The 14,595-nt window shown below is 69.4% G+C and carries 12 protein-coding genes and 2 pseudogenes; 7 read left to right on the top strand and 7 right to left on the bottom strand.

What is annotated here, in order from left to right; all coding sequences use genetic code 11:
• Nucleotides 1-419 precede the first annotated feature (419 nt).
• Nucleotides 420-3,035: a rifamycin-inactivating phosphotransferase gene (gene rph, locus BJ965_RS00880; protein ID WP_184906869.1), complete on the top strand. Its 2,616-nt coding sequence runs from the start codon at nucleotides 420-422 to the stop codon at nucleotides 3,033-3,035.
• Nucleotides 3,036-3,163: 128 nt separating this feature from the next.
• The gene (locus tag BJ965_RS00875) at nucleotides 3,164-4,399 is read left to right on the top strand and encodes a GNAT family N-acetyltransferase (RefSeq protein WP_184906868.1); all 1,236 of its coding nucleotides are present in this window, start codon (nucleotides 3,164-3,166) and stop codon (nucleotides 4,397-4,399) included.
• Between the two features lie 112 nt (nucleotides 4,400-4,511).
• On the opposite strand, the gene BJ965_RS38935 is transcribed toward BJ965_RS00875, so the two are convergent.
• Entirely contained in the window at nucleotides 4,512-4,877 is a 366-nt protein-coding gene (locus tag BJ965_RS38935; protein WP_313666675.1) for an STAS domain-containing protein, read from the bottom strand.
• Nucleotides 4,878-5,097: 220 nt separating this feature from the next.
• Here BJ965_RS38935 and BJ965_RS00865 point away from each other — a divergent pair, with 220 nt between their 5' ends.
• On the top strand, nucleotides 5,098-5,508 hold the full coding sequence (locus BJ965_RS00865; protein ID WP_221513338.1) for an ATP-binding protein: 411 nt from the start codon (nucleotides 5,098-5,100) through the stop codon (nucleotides 5,506-5,508).
• A 1-nt stretch (nucleotide 5,509) separates the two neighbouring features.
• Here BJ965_RS00865 and BJ965_RS38930 read toward each other — a convergent pair.
• Both BJ965_RS38930 and BJ965_RS00860 read right to left on the bottom strand, forming a co-directional pair.
• A pseudogene (locus tag BJ965_RS38930) lies at nucleotides 5,510-5,939 on the bottom strand (AAA family ATPase); the annotation flags it as partial.
• Nucleotides 5,940-6,221: 282 nt separating this feature from the next.
• Nucleotides 6,222-7,040 carry a hypothetical protein gene (locus BJ965_RS00860; RefSeq protein WP_184906866.1) on the bottom strand — a complete coding sequence of 273 codons (819 nt, stop codon included), beginning with the start codon at nucleotides 7,038-7,040 and terminating at the stop codon, nucleotides 6,222-6,224.
• Between the two features lie 183 nt (nucleotides 7,041-7,223).
• On the opposite strand from BJ965_RS00860, the gene BJ965_RS00855 reads away from it, so the two are divergent.
• On the top strand, nucleotides 7,224-7,664 hold the full coding sequence (locus BJ965_RS00855; RefSeq protein WP_184906865.1) for a hypothetical protein: 441 nt from the start codon (nucleotides 7,224-7,226) through the stop codon (nucleotides 7,662-7,664).
• A gap of 241 nt (nucleotides 7,665-7,905) precedes the next feature.
• Here BJ965_RS00855 and BJ965_RS00850 read toward each other — a convergent pair.
• Nucleotides 7,906-9,870: pseudogene (locus BJ965_RS00850) on the bottom strand (protein-arginine deiminase domain-containing protein).
• A gap of 157 nt (nucleotides 9,871-10,027) precedes the next feature.
• Nucleotides 10,028-10,450, bottom strand: coding sequence for a DUF350 domain-containing protein (locus BJ965_RS00845; protein WP_030850679.1), 423 nt, complete (start codon nucleotides 10,448-10,450; stop codon nucleotides 10,028-10,030).
• Between the two features lie 204 nt (nucleotides 10,451-10,654).
• On the opposite strand from BJ965_RS00845, the gene BJ965_RS00840 reads away from it, so the two are divergent.
• Nucleotides 10,655-11,359: a 2-phosphosulfolactate phosphatase gene (locus tag BJ965_RS00840; RefSeq protein ID WP_184906864.1), complete on the top strand. Its 705-nt coding sequence runs from the start codon at nucleotides 10,655-10,657 to the stop codon at nucleotides 11,357-11,359.
• On the top strand, nucleotides 11,356-12,420 hold the full coding sequence (locus BJ965_RS00835; protein ID WP_184906863.1) for an enoyl-CoA hydratase/isomerase family protein: 1,065 nt from the start codon (nucleotides 11,356-11,358) through the stop codon (nucleotides 12,418-12,420). The genes BJ965_RS00840 and BJ965_RS00835 overlap by 4 nt, the downstream gene beginning before the upstream one ends.
• A 116-nt stretch (nucleotides 12,421-12,536) precedes the next feature.
• Here BJ965_RS00835 and BJ965_RS00830 read toward each other — a convergent pair whose 3' ends face one another.
• Together BJ965_RS00830 and BJ965_RS38920 are read right to left on the bottom strand one after the other, a co-directional pair.
• Nucleotides 12,537-13,577 carry a vWA domain-containing protein gene (locus BJ965_RS00830; RefSeq protein ID WP_184906862.1) on the bottom strand — a complete coding sequence of 347 codons (1,041 nt, stop codon included), beginning with the start codon at nucleotides 13,575-13,577 and terminating at the stop codon, nucleotides 12,537-12,539.
• Between the two features lie 80 nt (nucleotides 13,578-13,657).
• Nucleotides 13,658-14,029, bottom strand: a complete 372-nt coding sequence (locus BJ965_RS38920) for a DUF6234 family protein (RefSeq protein WP_246545804.1) — start codon at nucleotides 14,027-14,029, stop codon at nucleotides 13,658-13,660.
• Between the two features lie 201 nt (nucleotides 14,030-14,230).
• Between BJ965_RS38920 and BJ965_RS38915 the strand changes: the two genes are divergently transcribed.
• Complete coding sequence (locus BJ965_RS38915) at nucleotides 14,231-14,557, top strand: Lrp/AsnC family transcriptional regulator (RefSeq protein ID WP_246545803.1); 327 nt, start codon at nucleotides 14,231-14,233, stop codon at nucleotides 14,555-14,557.
• Nucleotides 14,558-14,595 lie beyond the last annotated feature (38 nt).

The raw sequence follows: 14,595 nt of genomic DNA, 5'->3' as shown, positions 1-14,595 counted from the left end.
CGACGAACCGGCCACTTCGGCGGCGCTTCCTCAGCGCGTCCGGTGGCCGTCGATCCGGGTCTCACCCCGAGATGTCGTCTTCACCCACCACGTCTGTGACTCCTCGAAACAAGGTCAACGTCACTGGCAGCGTAACAGCCGCTCCGCCGGAAACCACTCGGCTCCCGCGGCCCGGTCCGGTGACCGGTCCGGTGATCCGGTCGAGCGGGGCGGCGCGGCACTCCGGAAAACACAAAGGCAAGGAGTCCTCTCCTTGCCTCTCCTAACTTATAGCGCACAGGGGGGCTTGCGGCAAGGCCCGGGTCTCGGCGCAGAATCATCGGCCGAAGCCACAACCTGCGGAAACGGGGACACGAGGTGCGTGTGTCGGAGATTGAGACGTGCTCGACCAGCGGTTCGACGGATCCGGAGGTGTCGCGATGACCGGGCAGTACGTGCTGGATCTTCACGAGGTGGACGAGACGCAGCTCGCGCTCGTCGGTGGCAAGGGCGCGCACCTGGGCGCGCTGTCGCGGATCGAGGCCATCCGCGTCCCGGCTGGTTTCTGCGTGACGACCCACGCCTTCCGGCAGATCATGGCGCAAGCGCCCTCGGTCGAGGATCTGCTGGATCGGCTGGCTCACCTGAACCCCGACGACCGGGAGGCGATCCGCCTACTCAGCGCGCGGATTCGCCGGACCATCGAAGACATCGCCATCCCGGGCGATCTCGCGGCGGAGATCACCCGCGCGCTCTCCCGGCTCGGTGAGCAGACTCCCTGCGCCGTCCGGTCCAGCGCGACGGCGGAGGACCTGCCGACGGCCTCCTTCGCCGGCCAGCAGGACACCTACCTGAACGTGGTGGGGCCGACGGAGATCCTCCGGCATGTCAGCCGGTGCTGGGCCTCGCAGTTCACCGAGCGCGCCGTGACCTACCGTCAGCGCAACGGCATCGACCACCGTACGGTCGCCATGGCCGTGGTCGTGCAGCGGATGGTCTTCCCGCATGCGTCGGGCATTCTCTTCACGGCCGACCCCGTCACCGGCAACCGGAAGGTCGCCACCGTGGACGCCGGTTTCGGTCTCGGAGAGGCCCTGGTCTCCGGCCTGGTGAACCCCGACGTCTTCAAGGTGCGCCACGGCGAAGTCGTCGCGAGGACGATCGCCGCCAAACAGCGCGCCGTCCACGCCCTGGCGGCCGGCGGTACCCGGGAGGTGGAGATCGACCCGCAGCGGCAGGAGCAGCCGGCGCTGACGGACGCGCAGGCCGTACGGCTCGCCCATCTCGGGCGGCGGATCGAGGAACACTTCGGCCGCCCCCAGGACATCGAATGGTGCCTGGTCGACGATGACTTCCAGATCGTGCAGAGCCGGCCGATCACGACGCTGTTCCCCATCCCCGAGACTGCCGAGCAGGGAAATCGCGTCTACGTCTCCGTCGGCCATCAACAGATGATGACCGACCCCATGAAGCCCCTCGGGCTCTCCCTGTGGAAGCTGACGGCCATGGCGCCGATGACCGAGGCCGGGGGGAGGCTGTTCGTCGACGCCACGCGAGCCCTCTCCACACCCGAGGGACGCACCGGCCTCCTGGACCTCATGGGCAGGGGCGATCCACTGACCAGGGACGCGCTGGAGACCGTCCTCGACCGCGACGGCTTCCTCCCCCTGCTGCCGGAACCGGACCCCGGCAGGCCGCCGGCCGCCGGCAGGACCCCAGCCGGCGGCGCATCCGCCCCGATCGAGACCGATCCGGCCGTCGTCGACGGGCTGATCGAGCGCAGCCGGGCGTCCATCGACGCACTGCGGCGCGACATCGCCACGAAGGCCGGACCAGCGCTGTTCGACTTCCTGCCGGAGGCCTTCGAGGAGCACAAGCGCGTCCTCACCGATCCGCTCAGCCACCAGGCGATCATGGCGGGGATGGAGGCCACGTGGTGGCTCAACGACAAGCTGCACGAGTGGCTGGGGGAGAAGAACGCGGCTGACACGCTCACCCTGTCCGCCCCCGGCAACATCACGTCGGAGATGGGCCTGGCGCTGCTCGACGTCGCGGACGTGATCCGCCCCCATCCGCAGGTGGTGGCGTTCCTGCAGAACGTCGATGACGACGGCTTCCTGGACGAACTGCCGAAACACGCGGGCGGGACCCTGGCGCGCGACGCCATCGAGGGATATCTCGACCGCTACGGCATGCGGTGCGCCGGCGAGATCGACATCACCAGGCCCCGATGGCGCGAATCCCCCGGCACACTCGTGCCGGCGATCCTCGACAACGTCAGGAACTTCGAACCCGGCGCCGCCCAGCGGCGTTTCGAAGAGGGTCGGCAGGAGGCGTGGAAGAAGGAACAGGACGTGCTGACCCGCCTGCGCGCGCTGCCCGGCGGGGAGAGCAAAGCCGATGAGACCCAGGGGATGATCAAGCGGGTCCGCACTTTCATCGGATACCGGGAGTACCCGAAGTACGACATCATCAGCCGCTACTTCGTCTACAAGCAGGCCCTCATGAAGGAGGCCGAACGCCTCGTGCAGGCCAAGGTGCTTGCGGAGAAGGAGGACGTCTTCTACCTCACGTTCCAGGAACTCCACGACGCCGTACGCTCGCGCCGGGTGGACGACCGGCTCGTCCGGCAGCGCAAGGAAGAGTTCCGGACGTACCACGCGCTCACACCGCCCCGGGTGCTCACATCGGAGGGCGAGACCATCAACGGGGCGTACCGACGCGACGACGTGCCGGACGGTGCCCTGGCCGGTCTGCCGGTGTCCGGAGGGACCGTCGAGGGTCGGGCCCGCGTCGTCCTCGACATGAGGCAGGCCGATCTCGGGCCCGGCGACATCCTGGTCACGGCCTTCACGGACCCCAGTTGGTCACCCCTCTTCGTCGGAATCGCTGGCCTGGTGACAGAGGTGGGCGGCCTGATGACCCATGGCGCGGTGATCGCACGCGAGTACGGCTTGCCGGCCGTCGTGGGCGTCGACCGGGCCACCCGGCTGATCCGGGACGGCCAGCGGATCCGTGTGCACGGCAGCGACGGGTACGTCGAGATCCTGTCCTGACGGGGCTGTGCCGTGACCGGCCGTGGGCCGATCCGTAATTCGCTTGCCTCCGTCATGGGTTCGACGCTGCACTGTGCTACCGGCACCACCATCCGTGGTGCCGGTAGCCCGAGGAGGCAGCGGCAGCGATGGAGATACGGCCCACGACCGACGAGGATCGCGATGTCTTCGTCGACACCGTCCACGCCGCGTTCGGACGCTTCCCGGAAACCCCGACCGAGGGGGGCGGGCTCTGGTGGTCGGCGCTCGAAATGGACCGCTGCCTGCTCGCCCTGACGGCGGACGGGCGGCCCGTCGGTACCGCCGGTGCGCATTCCTTCGAGCTCACCCTGCCCGGTGAAACCATCGTCCCGGTCCCCGGGGTGACGGCCGTAGGCGTCGTGCCCTCGCACCGGCGCCGGGGCGTGCTCAGCGCGATGATGCGGCATCAGCTCGCCGGATCACGGGCCAATGGGGAGTTCCTGTCCGTGCTGCTGGCCTCCGAGGCCACGATCTACGGCAGGTTCGGCTACGGACCGGCGACCTACACGCAGGAGCTGACGGTGCCGCGCCACCGCGCTGCTCTCGCCGTCCCCCGTGCGCCCGGGGCGGCCGACACGGCGGCGACCCGCGCGGACGACGGCTCGGTCGAAGTCCTGCGCAGTGCCGGGTGCGGCGAGATCCTGGAAGAGGTCTACGACCGCTACCGGCGCGCCCAGCCCGGCGCGCTGTCCCGGCCGCACCGCTGGTGGGCCTTGCGTGCGGGGCAGCCCCCGATCTCTCCGGCGCCGCGCTACGTCGCCCTCCACCGTGACGCCGACGGCCGCCCGGACGGGTACGCCAGCTACTCGCTGGGCGAGCCCGATACCACTTTGACGGTCGACGAGATCATCGCCACCGACGACGCCGTCTTCACGGCCCTGGCCCGGTTCGTGCTCGACCACGACCTGGTCACCCAGGTCGTGTTCAAGCACGTCCCGCCCCAGCACCCGCTGCGCCGGCAGCTCGCGGACTTCCGAGCCGGCAAGGTGAGCGGCGACATGGACTGGTTGTGGGTGCGGCTGCTGGACGTCCCGCGTGCGCTGACCGCACGCGGCTGGTTCGCGGACGGCGAGCTCGTCCTCGACGTCGAGGACCCCTTCCTCGGAGAACAAGGCCGCCATCTGCTGACCGTCCGGGACGGCAAGGCCGACTGCGTCCCGACGGACCGGGAGCCGGACCTTTCCCTGGACGTGAGCGACCTGGGATCGGTCTACCTCGGCGGCACCGCCCCGAGCACGCTCGTACGCGCCGGACACGTCCGGGCCCACAGCCCGGACGCGGCCACCCTCGCCGACACCCTTTTCCGCACCGACCGCGCCCCGCACTGCCTGCACTGGTTCTGAACCGTGCGGTCGCCGGCCGCGGGCCGGACCTGAAGATGCGGGAGCGGGTCGCTGTCGCGACCGGTCCGGTCGAGGGGCCTCGGGAGGTACGGCCGACCGTACGCCTCACGCCTCAGGTGGTCAGGGCGTGTTCCGTGGTGGGGTGGCAGGGGATGAGGGTGTCGACGCCGACCAGTTGCAGAACGCGCAGGACGCTTTCCTGGGCTCCGGCGATGCGTACCCAGCCGTCTGCCCGGCTCACCTGCTGGTGGGCGGCGACGAAGACGTTGATGCCGCTGGAGTCCATGAACGTCACGCCGCTGAGATCCGCGACGATCCGCGGCGGGGCCGCCCCGTCCTCGACCAGCAGGGCGTCACTGAGCACGTCCCGGACGTCGTGGTCGATCTCGCCCCGCAGCGTCACGACACGGACGCCTCCGGTGATGTGGTGTTCGGCGTGGAGCCGGCCCGGCCGGTCCGCTTGCTCGAGCTGGGACACCGTCTCCTCGATTGTGCCTAGGCTTGCCCGGTCGGAATGTGCGCAGTCGATTGTGCCCCACCGCACCGGCCGGATGCACCCGCGCGGCTGTGCCGAACAGCACCCTTTGGGCATGCAGGGCAGCGAAACGGGTACCGGCGCGCATGAACGGGGAGTGAGGGCGAGGCCAGTGAAACCTGAGGCCGACGGTGACGGCTGTACCACGCCGGACGAGCATCTCATGCGCGTCGGGTACGCCTTGGACGAAGACGACAGCTGTATCGCGGACGCCCGCCGTCACGCCGCCGCCTTCCTCGACCGGGCGAGTGCAGAGCAACACCTGTCCGTCTCTGCCCGGGCCAAGGACCTCACCGCGCTGGTGGTCAGCGAGCTCGTCACCAACACCCGCAAATATGCTCCGGGTCCCGTCATGCTGGAACTGCGGATCACCGCCCGCGCCGTGGACGTCACGGTGTGGGACAGCGACCCCACCATGCCTGCCGCCCGCGCCGCCGACCCCAACCGGATCGGGCAGCACGGTTTGGAGATCGTGAAGGCCGTTGCCGAGGAATTCGCGGTGCAGCGGGCGACGGTGGGCAAACGCATCACCGCCCGCATCCCTCTGGCCGACGGACCCGGCCGCGACTTCTGATTGTGTGGGCCGCTTCGGCGTAGGGCTCGAGATATGGGAGACGGAACGAGGAGGGGCCGAGAACGGTGTCCTCCTCGATGCGCCGCCGGAGGGTGACCTGGTCGGCGTGGAGGACGAAGTGCCGTACCTCGATGGCATGTTCGGCGAGGCCCGCGCTGATCTCGCGCCAACTGCTCGACCAGGACGGTCATGGACACCACCAGAGTGCCGCCGGTGTGGTCGAGGACTGGCGGGCCGTCTCGACCACGAGTGGCCCGCCAGGGCGGCCAGTACTGGAAGTTGTTCGCCGAAGGCAGCCCCGGCTTGCTGTCCATGAGAGTCTCGCCGACCTTTTCGGCGTCGAACACCCTTGAATCCGAGATGAGTTGTTGCACGAGTGTGCTGGTCGTCGTCTTGCCTGCGCCATGGGTGCCGTTGAGCCATACGATCACGGACCCCACGTCAGCCGGGCGCGGCCCGCGATCGAAGCAGGTCGGTCATCTCCTGCCTCGCCGTGGGATAGCGCGGCGTCGGGCTCCTCGCCTTGGTGAACGGAGCGCGTACGCACCGACGAGCACACCAGCGTCGGGCTCGGCCTGGCCATCGTGCACAGCGTCGTCAGAGCCCATGACGGGACCTCGACCTCGTCGCCCGCCCCGCCGGCGGTCTCGTCGTCACGGTCCGGCTTCCCGGCACGCCGTAGCCGGCGGGGGTTCGGGCATGCCCCTGCGTCGTCAGCTGTCGGAGTCCTCGGTCTGTGCTGCGGCTTCCGGCGCGGCCGCCGACTGTGTGGCAGGGGCGGTGTAGAAGACGGACCTGCCCTGCTTCGAGCGCTCGGCCTGACTCTTGGCCACGAGCCCCTCGAGCGTGACGCGCACGACCTTGGCGGCGATGTCGCGGTGGGGGTGGGCCTGGTCGAGCGCCGTGGAGATCTCCGCGGCGGAGCGCGGCTCCTTCTGCGCGGCGAGGTGACGGCGGATGAGCTCGACGAGGGTGGGCTCTGTGGACTTGGAGCGGCCTGCCGTCTTGGAGCTGCTTGCTGTCTTGGGGCTGCCTGCTGCCTTGGTGGTGCCTGCCGTCTTGGTCGTGCCTGCTGACTCGACGCCGTCCGTCGTCTCGGTCGTGCCCGCTGACTTGGTGCTGCCTGCCGACTTTGTGGCGCCGGCCGACTTGGCGGCGCTTGCCGTCTTGGCGGTGCTTGCCGTCTTGGCCGCCGACTTCCTGGCTGTCCGCTTCGTCGGCGTGGCGGTGGCGGCCTTGCGGGCCTTCTGCTTCCCGCCGTCTGCGGCGCCGTCCTTCTTCCGCCGCGGAGAGGGCACCACCGCGTTCGCGGATTCGGAGGAGGACTCGGCTGGAGTGTTGGTGATGCCGAGTGCCTGGTGCATGCTCACCAGCACGCCGTGGTCGCGCTGCAGAGCGGCGAGCTGCTCCTGCAGCGACGCGATCTCCGCACTGACACGTTCCTGTTCCTTGACGTTGGCGTCGAGGTCGCCGGTCACCTGGGCGATGTACTGGGATGCCAGTTCGGTGGCGGGAGTTGTCGTCTCGGGCATGGTGCTTGCCTTTCCTCGGCGTTGGAGGCGTCCTGCGGGTGACACCCGTCTTGAGGGCCAGTTCCCGGCGGCCCGGTGGGACGCCGCATGTGCCGCAAGATGCCTCGGTGTAGAGATGGTACGGACCGACGAGCCGCTTGTTCCCCTCGAGCATCGCCTTTCCTCGTAGGAGAGGATGCTCTGGTGCTGTTGACGTGGATCGCCGAGGTGGCGGACGAGACATTGACGCTGGAGCCCGAAGACCGGCGGGTGGAATGTGAGACCAACACCTGGTGGCTCGGTGCGGCGGACGAGGACAGGAAGTCCTTGTCCACCGTCGCGGTGGTCGCCGCCTTCGAGAGGACGGCTGCCGCCATCCGGAAACGCATCCGCGAGCTGGGCTTTTGCGGCGCTGCGACGTTCTATGTGTGGCATGACGAGCAGGCCGGACAGCTGCGGTGCTCGACCGGCTCCGTGCCTCCTGACGCATTGCCGTTCACCAGCGCCTACGTGGCCTGCGACGACCTCGCTCCGGTCGTCGAGGCGTTCCTGGCCGACGGCGAGCCGGAGGTCACGCCCCTGCGGGTCTGGACCAGCAGTGTCGGAGGCTCGGACCAGGCCGAAGACGAGGAAGAGATGCGCTGATCCTTCGTAGCGGCAGGGGAGCCGGTGGCAGTCGGCGAGCCAGGAGTCAGTCCTTCCCGCCCCCTCGCGGGCGGCCAAGGAGGCGAGTGGGTGCAAGGCCTGTTCGGACGGTGAGCCGGGCGCGGCTGCGTGGACGGCCGGGGTCGGACGAGCCCGGTGGGCGGAGCCCGTCGCCGACCAGCGGTACAACGGCCCCCGCCCCCGCGCAGCCGGCAACCTCTCCCGTCGGCTGAAGGACTGTCTACGACTCGTTGCGGTTCGCCACCGGGCGTTGCCACCACGCGGCCGTCGCGTCGCGCAGGGTGTTGGTGCCGCAAGGCACTTCACCCATACCGAGGTGGTACGTGTACCAGTCGTCGATGTACGACACCTTCAGACCGACCCGCTGGTAGACGGCGGTGACGGCTTCCGTGAAGATGTCCTTGCCGTTGACGACGGGCCCCCACTGGCGTGGCGCGAGGTAGCGGTCGCGCCCCAGGAGCAGGCCGTTCACCGCACCGGGAACGTATGCGCCGGTCGTCACCGTCGCCGCGGCCGCCGCCCGCGGGGCGGGCTTCCCGGCGAGCCACTTCTGCTGGCCGTGGTCCCCGAGGCCGTTCACGAGGTCGGAGCCGGCGCCCATGCGCGTCAGACGGGGCACGGGAACCTCCTGCCCCTCGGCGCTCAGAGCCTCCGAGCCCCGGGTGTACAGCGCCGGCACCCGCACGACCTCCTCGTCGGTGATCCCGGTCTCCCGCTTGAGGATCTCCAGGTTGGCCGCGATACGCCGGGCGGCCATCTCGTTGTCGGCCACCAGGTGGCGGGAGGCGAGTGCCTTGTCGATGGTCTCCTTGGGCGCCGGAGTGTCACTGCGGCCCGGGACGGAGAACATCTTCGTGGAGCCGTGGCCGTCGCGCTTGGTGTCGCGCAGCAGCCGCAGCCCCGCCTGGGGGTCGGCGACCCCGATGCGCCAGCCGCGCGGGGTGTCGGCGGGCAGGAACTGCACGAACTCGTCGACGTGCCCCACGCTCAGCCAGGAGGTGTCGAGCAGCAGCGGGTCCTGCAAGCCCTGGGATGTGAGCAGGGTCCGCATCACCTTCGACGGACGCGCCCCGCTGTCCCTGCGCTCGCCCATGATGATCCGCCCGGCCGGGAAGGAACGACCGCCGTGCGCGTAGGGCGGGATGGTCTCCAGGTTTCCCATGGAGTTGAGCGACCAGTCGTCGGGCTCCGCCGGGTCGGTCACCTGCACGACGCCTACGTCCCGGCCGCGCACCCTCTCGAACAGCTCCCGGCCCGCGTCCCGGTCGGGCTGTGCGGAACGCAGCATCACGCGCATCACGTGCCGCTGACCGCCCGCCCCGGTCATGCTGACGTAGGCCGGCTCGACGAAGTCCTGGGCCCAGCGGTCGGCATACTTCTCGAAGGTGACCAGCGGTGTGGTGATCCCGGCCTTCTTGACCTCCTTCTCGAGGGCGGTGACGAACTCCCGCTGAAGGCGGCTGTCCGGGCCCTCACCCTGGACCTTGGACACCATCACCTGCTGCGTGTTCTGAAGGTGATGCTAAGTCAGCAACGGGGCCACGCGCAGGGTCACCGCGTCTGAGGTGGACTTCTGCCCGGCCGTCACCGTCAGCCGGACCACAGCACGACCATCCCATTTCGCGGCGTCGCGGACGACATCGGTGGCCTCGACGCCGAACTCCGCACCCGAGCGCAGCTCGGCGGCCGTCAGCCTGGTCGCGGGCGTCACGAGGATCCACTTCCCGGCCCGCTTGAGGAAGAGGTGTGCGTGCGTGCCACCCGTGGCGATCTTCAGGCTGCCCGTGGCGTCCGCGGGGAGGTCCGGCAGCGGAACGGAACGGATCCGGGCGAGATCGGCGGCGTCCTCGGTGCCGTTGACCTTCGTGTCCGAGCCGTCGTTGCAAGCGGCCAGCTTGGCGTCGGACAGCGGTGCGCCACCGGGTCCGGCCGCCGGACACCGCTTGGTGTCGTCATCGAGGTTGGGCAGATACACGGCCCCGCGCTCGACGGACCAGCCGTCCTCGCCGTCGCTGTCGCTGCCACCGGTGACATCGACCCGTCCGTCGCGGTTGACATCCGCCCGCAGATCCGCGCGCCCGCCGGCCTCGGCGGCGAAGGCGGAGCCGGCCGGCCCGGCCAGCACCGATCCTGCGGCGGCCATGGCCAGGACCACCGACCCGGCCGGGTACAGACGCGAGCGCATACGTCTACGTGAACGCACAGCACGTTCCTCTCAGTTGGGGGGCTCCGCCATGCAAGAGGAAGGACGGTGGCTGTGCGTTCACTGGGTGGCGAGAGTTGCTTCTACGACGGTGCCGACAGCGCCGAGGCCGGAAGGGCGCGCAGGGCCTGTCGGCCGGTCAGGCGATGGACGCCGAAATGATGGCGGACACCGCGAGGTTGCAGGAGGCCGTCACCCAGACCGCAGGATGAGGCTCCTCCTCGACCAGCGTCGCACCCAGACGCCCGGGCGTGACCAGGTCCACCACCAGGAACGCCACCGCCATCATCACCAGGCCCAGCAGCCCGAACGCCGCTGTCGAGACCAGCCCCTTGCCGAAGTCCTCGTACGTCGTCCATATGGACGTGAACACGATGCCGCCGATGCCGAGCAGCGCGGAGCTGAGGACCGTGGCGGCATTGCGATTGCGCTGTTCCCAGATCTGCCGACCGAGCTTTCCGGGCGTCAGCACATCGACCAGGACGATGCCGAGGACCAACAGAACCAGGCCCAGACCGCCGTATGCAGTGGCCCGCCCGAGTCCGTTGACGATGTCGCTCATGGATTGCCAACTCCGAAGCGTAGAGATCATGAGTGATCGCGGTCAAAGAGAGGCAAAATGTAGCGCACACGCGCCGCCCGCCGAACGGCGCCCGGCCCACCACGAAGGATCACCGGCGATGACGCAAAGGACCACCGACGACGGCCGAGGTGATGCGCATCACTGCCTGGGTGCGTCGTCCGGCGCATGCGCGATCATGGCTGGATGGACGCTCGCTTCCTCGGCATCACCGAGCTGACCGAGACCCCTTCCGTGGCGGTCGTGATCGACGTCATGCGTGCTTTCACGGTGGCTGCCTGGGCCTTCGGCCAGGGCGCGGAAAAGATCGTTCTCGCCGAGTCGCTGGACGAAGCCCTCGCCCTCAAGGCTCGCCACCCTGACTGGGTGGCACTCAAGGACGGTCCGCCCGCGTCCGGTTTCGACACGGTCAACTCGCCGGGCATGCTGCGGTCGCTCGACCTCACCGGACGGACCGTCGTGCAGAAGACCACGGCAGGGACGGTCGGCGCCCTGGCGGTCAAGGGGGCGTCGCTCGTGCTGTGCGCCGGCTTCGTGGTGGCGGAGGCGACGGCTCGGCTGCTGCGGGCACGCGCGGACGGCAGTGTCACGTTCGTGGTCACGGGCGAGGGCGGGCGGGCCGACGAGGATCTGGCGTGCGCCGAGTACATCGCACGGAGAACCACCGAGTCCCGGACGGACGCGGCCGAGTTCCTCCGCCGCGCGGGAGAGTCACGTGCCGCCGCCGAGCTGACGCAGGGGGTACGTCGAGGAGCCCACCCCGATGACGTCGCACTCTGTCTCGAGCTCGACCGGTTCCCCTTCGCCATGCCGGCGGCCTTGGAGGACGCGCTCATGGTCCTCCGCCCCACCCGTGAACCACTGCCGAGCCTGGGGGAGGAGCTCCGGTGAGCCGACCCGAAGACCGCGAACCCGTCCTCTTCCACACCCAGGGGCGCGCCGCCCGCATCACGCTCAACCGGCCGCGGGCCCTCAACGCGCTCACCCACACCATGGTCCGCCGCATCGACGAGGCGCTGGACGACTGGGAGCGGGACCCGGCCGTGGAGACCGTCGTCATCACCGGCGCGGGGGAGCGGGGCCTGTGTGCCGGTGGTGACATCCGCGCCATCCACGACGACGCCCGGGACGGTGACGGCATGGCCTCTGCCGCGTTCTGGCGCGACGAATACCGCCTCAACGCCCGCATCGCCCGCTGTCCCAAGCCGTACGTCGCCGTGATGGACGGCATCGTGATGGGCGGCGGCGTCGGTGTCTCGGCCCACGGCAGCGTCCGTGTCGTCACCGAGCGGTCCCGGGTCGCCATGCCGGAGACCGGTATCGGCTTCGTGCCGGACGTGGGCGGCACCCACCTGCTCGCCGCGGCCCCGGGGGAGCTGGGCACCCACCTGGCCCTGACGGGGGCTCAGGTCGGCGCCGCCGACGCGCTGCTGTGCGGGCTCGCCGACCACTACGTGCCGACGGCCTCACTGCCGGATCTCCTCGACGCCCTTGCCGAGTTGCCCGTAGGGGAGGCTCTGGCCGGCTACGTGCGGACACCTCCGGCCGGCGTCCTGGCCGGCCGGCGCGACTGGATCGACGCATGCTGTGCCGCCGACACCGTCGAAGAGATCGTGCGCCGGCTGCTCGCGCACGACGACCCCGCCGCGAAGGAGGCCGCGGAGACCCTCCTCGCCAAGTCACCCACCGCCCTGAAGGTCACCCTCGCCTCTGTGCGCCGCGCTCGGAAGCTCGGCACACTGGAACTGGTCCTGAACCAGGAGTACCGCGTGTCCTGCGCCGCACTGGGAACACCCGACCTCGTAGAGGGAATTCGCGCCCAGGTCGTCGACAAGGACCGTAGGCCGCGCTGGTCGCCGAGGACCCTGGGCGAGGTCACCGACGCCGACGTCGAGCGCTTCTTCATCCCGCTCGGCGAGCGTGAACTCGGCCTTTCGCCGGTCGTGCGGTAGGGGATGTGACTCGTCGGCGGTTCCGTGGAACCGATTCGTGACGGGACGACGGGACGACGGGACGACGGGACGACGGGGCGGCGAGGCCTTCGGCGCCCCGTCTGCGTCATGAATGGTCAGAGCATGAGCAGCAGTCGCGTGTTCGGTACGAGTTTCCGGTTCACGCTGGTGCTCTGCACGAAAATGGTGAAGTGGTCGTTGTGGTCCGGCTTGACGCGGACTTCCGTGTCAGGCAGACCGAGCAGGGATCGGGCTTCGGGTCCCGTATAGACGCGGTCCGTCTTCTTTTCCAGCACCGCGATCTGCTTTTGCGCCTGAACCTTCTCCGATTTGCTGAGCTCGTAGAACGCCCCACCGGTCCGATAGGTGTGCCCGCATTCGACGACCCACTCCTTGATTCCCGCATCGCGGGCCACGGGGATCAACTGGTACTTCGACGGATCGACCGGGGTGAGGCCTGCGGCCTTGATGGTGTCCTCGTTGACCGCTTCCGCCCCCGTGGAGAACACCGCCCGCGATCCCCGGATGCCCTGGGTGCGGCCCATCATGAAATTCTCGGTGGCCTGCCGGATGACCTGTCCGGCCTCCTCCAGTCCTTGCGTGCTGGTGGCATCCCATATGGCGATGTTGTCCTTGGGGAAGCCGCACTGCATGGCCTCCCGCTTGCCCATCTGGTCGGGCACCAGGACGGCCAGCGTCCAGTTGTCCTGCTGTCGCTGAATCATCTCGGCCACGGCCTGCACCAGTTGGCGGGGATCCCTGGCGGGGGCGTCCTGGCAGCGGTGGCTCGCGTTCTCCTGCCCGTCGGTGAGCACGAACGTCAGGAAGCTGTGGTCGCCGTACAGTTGGGCTGTCTGGGCAAGCTCCCGCTGCGACTTCAGCGCGGCTGCCAGAAGCGCCGTCATTCCACCGGTCCGGTAGAGCTGCTTCAGTGACGGCATACGCAGCACGTCCTTGTCGTAGATGACGCACTCCACCTTGTCGGCGAAGACGTACACCGTGACACGGGTTTCCTGGTCCAACTCCCTTGAACGCCGGGCAAGATAAGCGATCTGCTGGTCGGCGACCTCCACGACTTTCCCGCTCAGATGTGACATGGACGAGCTCGCATCCAGCACAAGAGCAACGTGATTGATGTAATTCTGGGTTCCGGACATCGCAGCTCCCCCTTGTTCCGACTTGATGCTCCTATCTTCTCACCCACCACTGACAATCGATCTTGGTTGCGGTGCCCGCGTCACGACATGAGCATGCGCGTCCAGGCGATGGCCAGGAGCACGCAGACGAGTGTGAACAGGCCCTGCACGACGGCTGTCACGGGCATCCTCAGGCGGGCATGCACGAAGGCGCCGACCGCCGCCACGGCCGGAACGCCCCAGATGACGAACCACGCCAGGACCGGGGTGTCCCGAGAGTGCTCGGGGCGCGGGTGGCGCGGGGACGGAGCGGTGCCCATGCCGACCGCGACGAGCAGCAACGCGGCGACGACGACGATGACCGCGTCCGCGGCCAGGAGCAGCAGGGCGACGACGACGTCGATCAGCCGGGAAGGGCGTGCACGCCGGGGCGGCGTCGGGGAGTCCTGGTCGTCCGCGGGCGGAGAAGCCATGGTCCGACTGCACCACGGAATGACGCGTTCGGCGCCGTCCGGGATGTGAAGGAGTCCATCGGACGGGCCCAGATGAGGTCGTCCGGGCCCTCGCCCGGTCCTGTATGTAGGCCCCGCCGCAGCCGTCCCCAGGCGCGGCCGGGCCTTTGGTCGCGGCGAGCAAGGAACACGCCCGGCGGGCCGTCCAGGACGAGGTCGCCGATGCGGCCGGTCACCGGAGTCCTCTACCTGGACGTGAGGTTCGACCACGAGCGCCTGGGCCACGACGTGGTCCCCATACTCTGGCTCAGTGTCGCCTCGGCTGCCCTCGCCGACGTCGGGCACGCCCTCGCCACGCACCCCGAGGTGCGTTTCGCCGCGGCCGTGACCGGCCAGGCCGACATCGTCGCCGCCACCCTCCATCCCAACACCGGCGACCTGTACACCTACCTCAGCGACAGGATCGCAGCCCTGGACGGAGTCCGCTCCGTCGAAACCGCCCTCACGACGAGAGAGGTCGAGCAGCTCACCTACGAACCCGGCCGCTGACGGGAAGCGGGCGCCTTCGGCCGTTGAGGGGAAGGCGC

It is taken from the genome of Streptomyces luteogriseus (genome assembly GCF_014205055.1).
GTDB lineage: Bacteria > Actinomycetota > Actinomycetes > Streptomycetales > Streptomycetaceae > Streptomyces > Streptomyces luteogriseus.
This window is presented reverse-complemented; position numbering and strand designations above follow the sequence as displayed.

What these genes read in the sequence shown, in the direction of transcription:
- rph (WP_184906869.1), top strand. Translation starts at nt 420, where the DNA reads ATGACCGGGCAGTACGTGCTGGATCTTCACGAGGTGGACGAGACGCAG.
- BJ965_RS00875 (WP_184906868.1), top strand. Translation starts at nt 3,164, where the DNA reads ATGGAGATACGGCCCACGACCGACGAGGATCGCGATGTCTTCGTCGAC.
- BJ965_RS00865 (WP_221513338.1), top strand. Translation starts at nt 5,098, where the DNA reads ATGCGCGTCGGGTACGCCTTGGACGAAGACGACAGCTGTATCGCGGAC.
- BJ965_RS00860 (WP_184906866.1), bottom strand. Translation starts at nt 7,040, where the DNA reads ATGCCCGAGACGACAACTCCCGCCACCGAACTGGCATCCCAGTACATC.
- BJ965_RS00845 (WP_030850679.1), bottom strand. Translation starts at nt 10,450, where the DNA reads ATGAGCGACATCGTCAACGGACTCGGGCGGGCCACTGCATACGGCGGT.
- BJ965_RS00840 (WP_184906864.1), top strand. Translation starts at nt 10,655, where the DNA reads ATGGACGCTCGCTTCCTCGGCATCACCGAGCTGACCGAGACCCCTTCC.
- BJ965_RS00830 (WP_184906862.1), bottom strand. Translation starts at nt 13,577, where the DNA reads ATGTCCGGAACCCAGAATTACATCAATCACGTTGCTCTTGTGCTGGAT.
- BJ965_RS38920 (WP_246545804.1), bottom strand. Translation starts at nt 14,029, where the DNA reads ATGGCTTCTCCGCCCGCGGACGACCAGGACTCCCCGACGCCGCCCCGG.
- BJ965_RS38915 (WP_246545803.1), top strand. Translation starts at nt 14,231, where the DNA reads ATGCGGCCGGTCACCGGAGTCCTCTACCTGGACGTGAGGTTCGACCAC.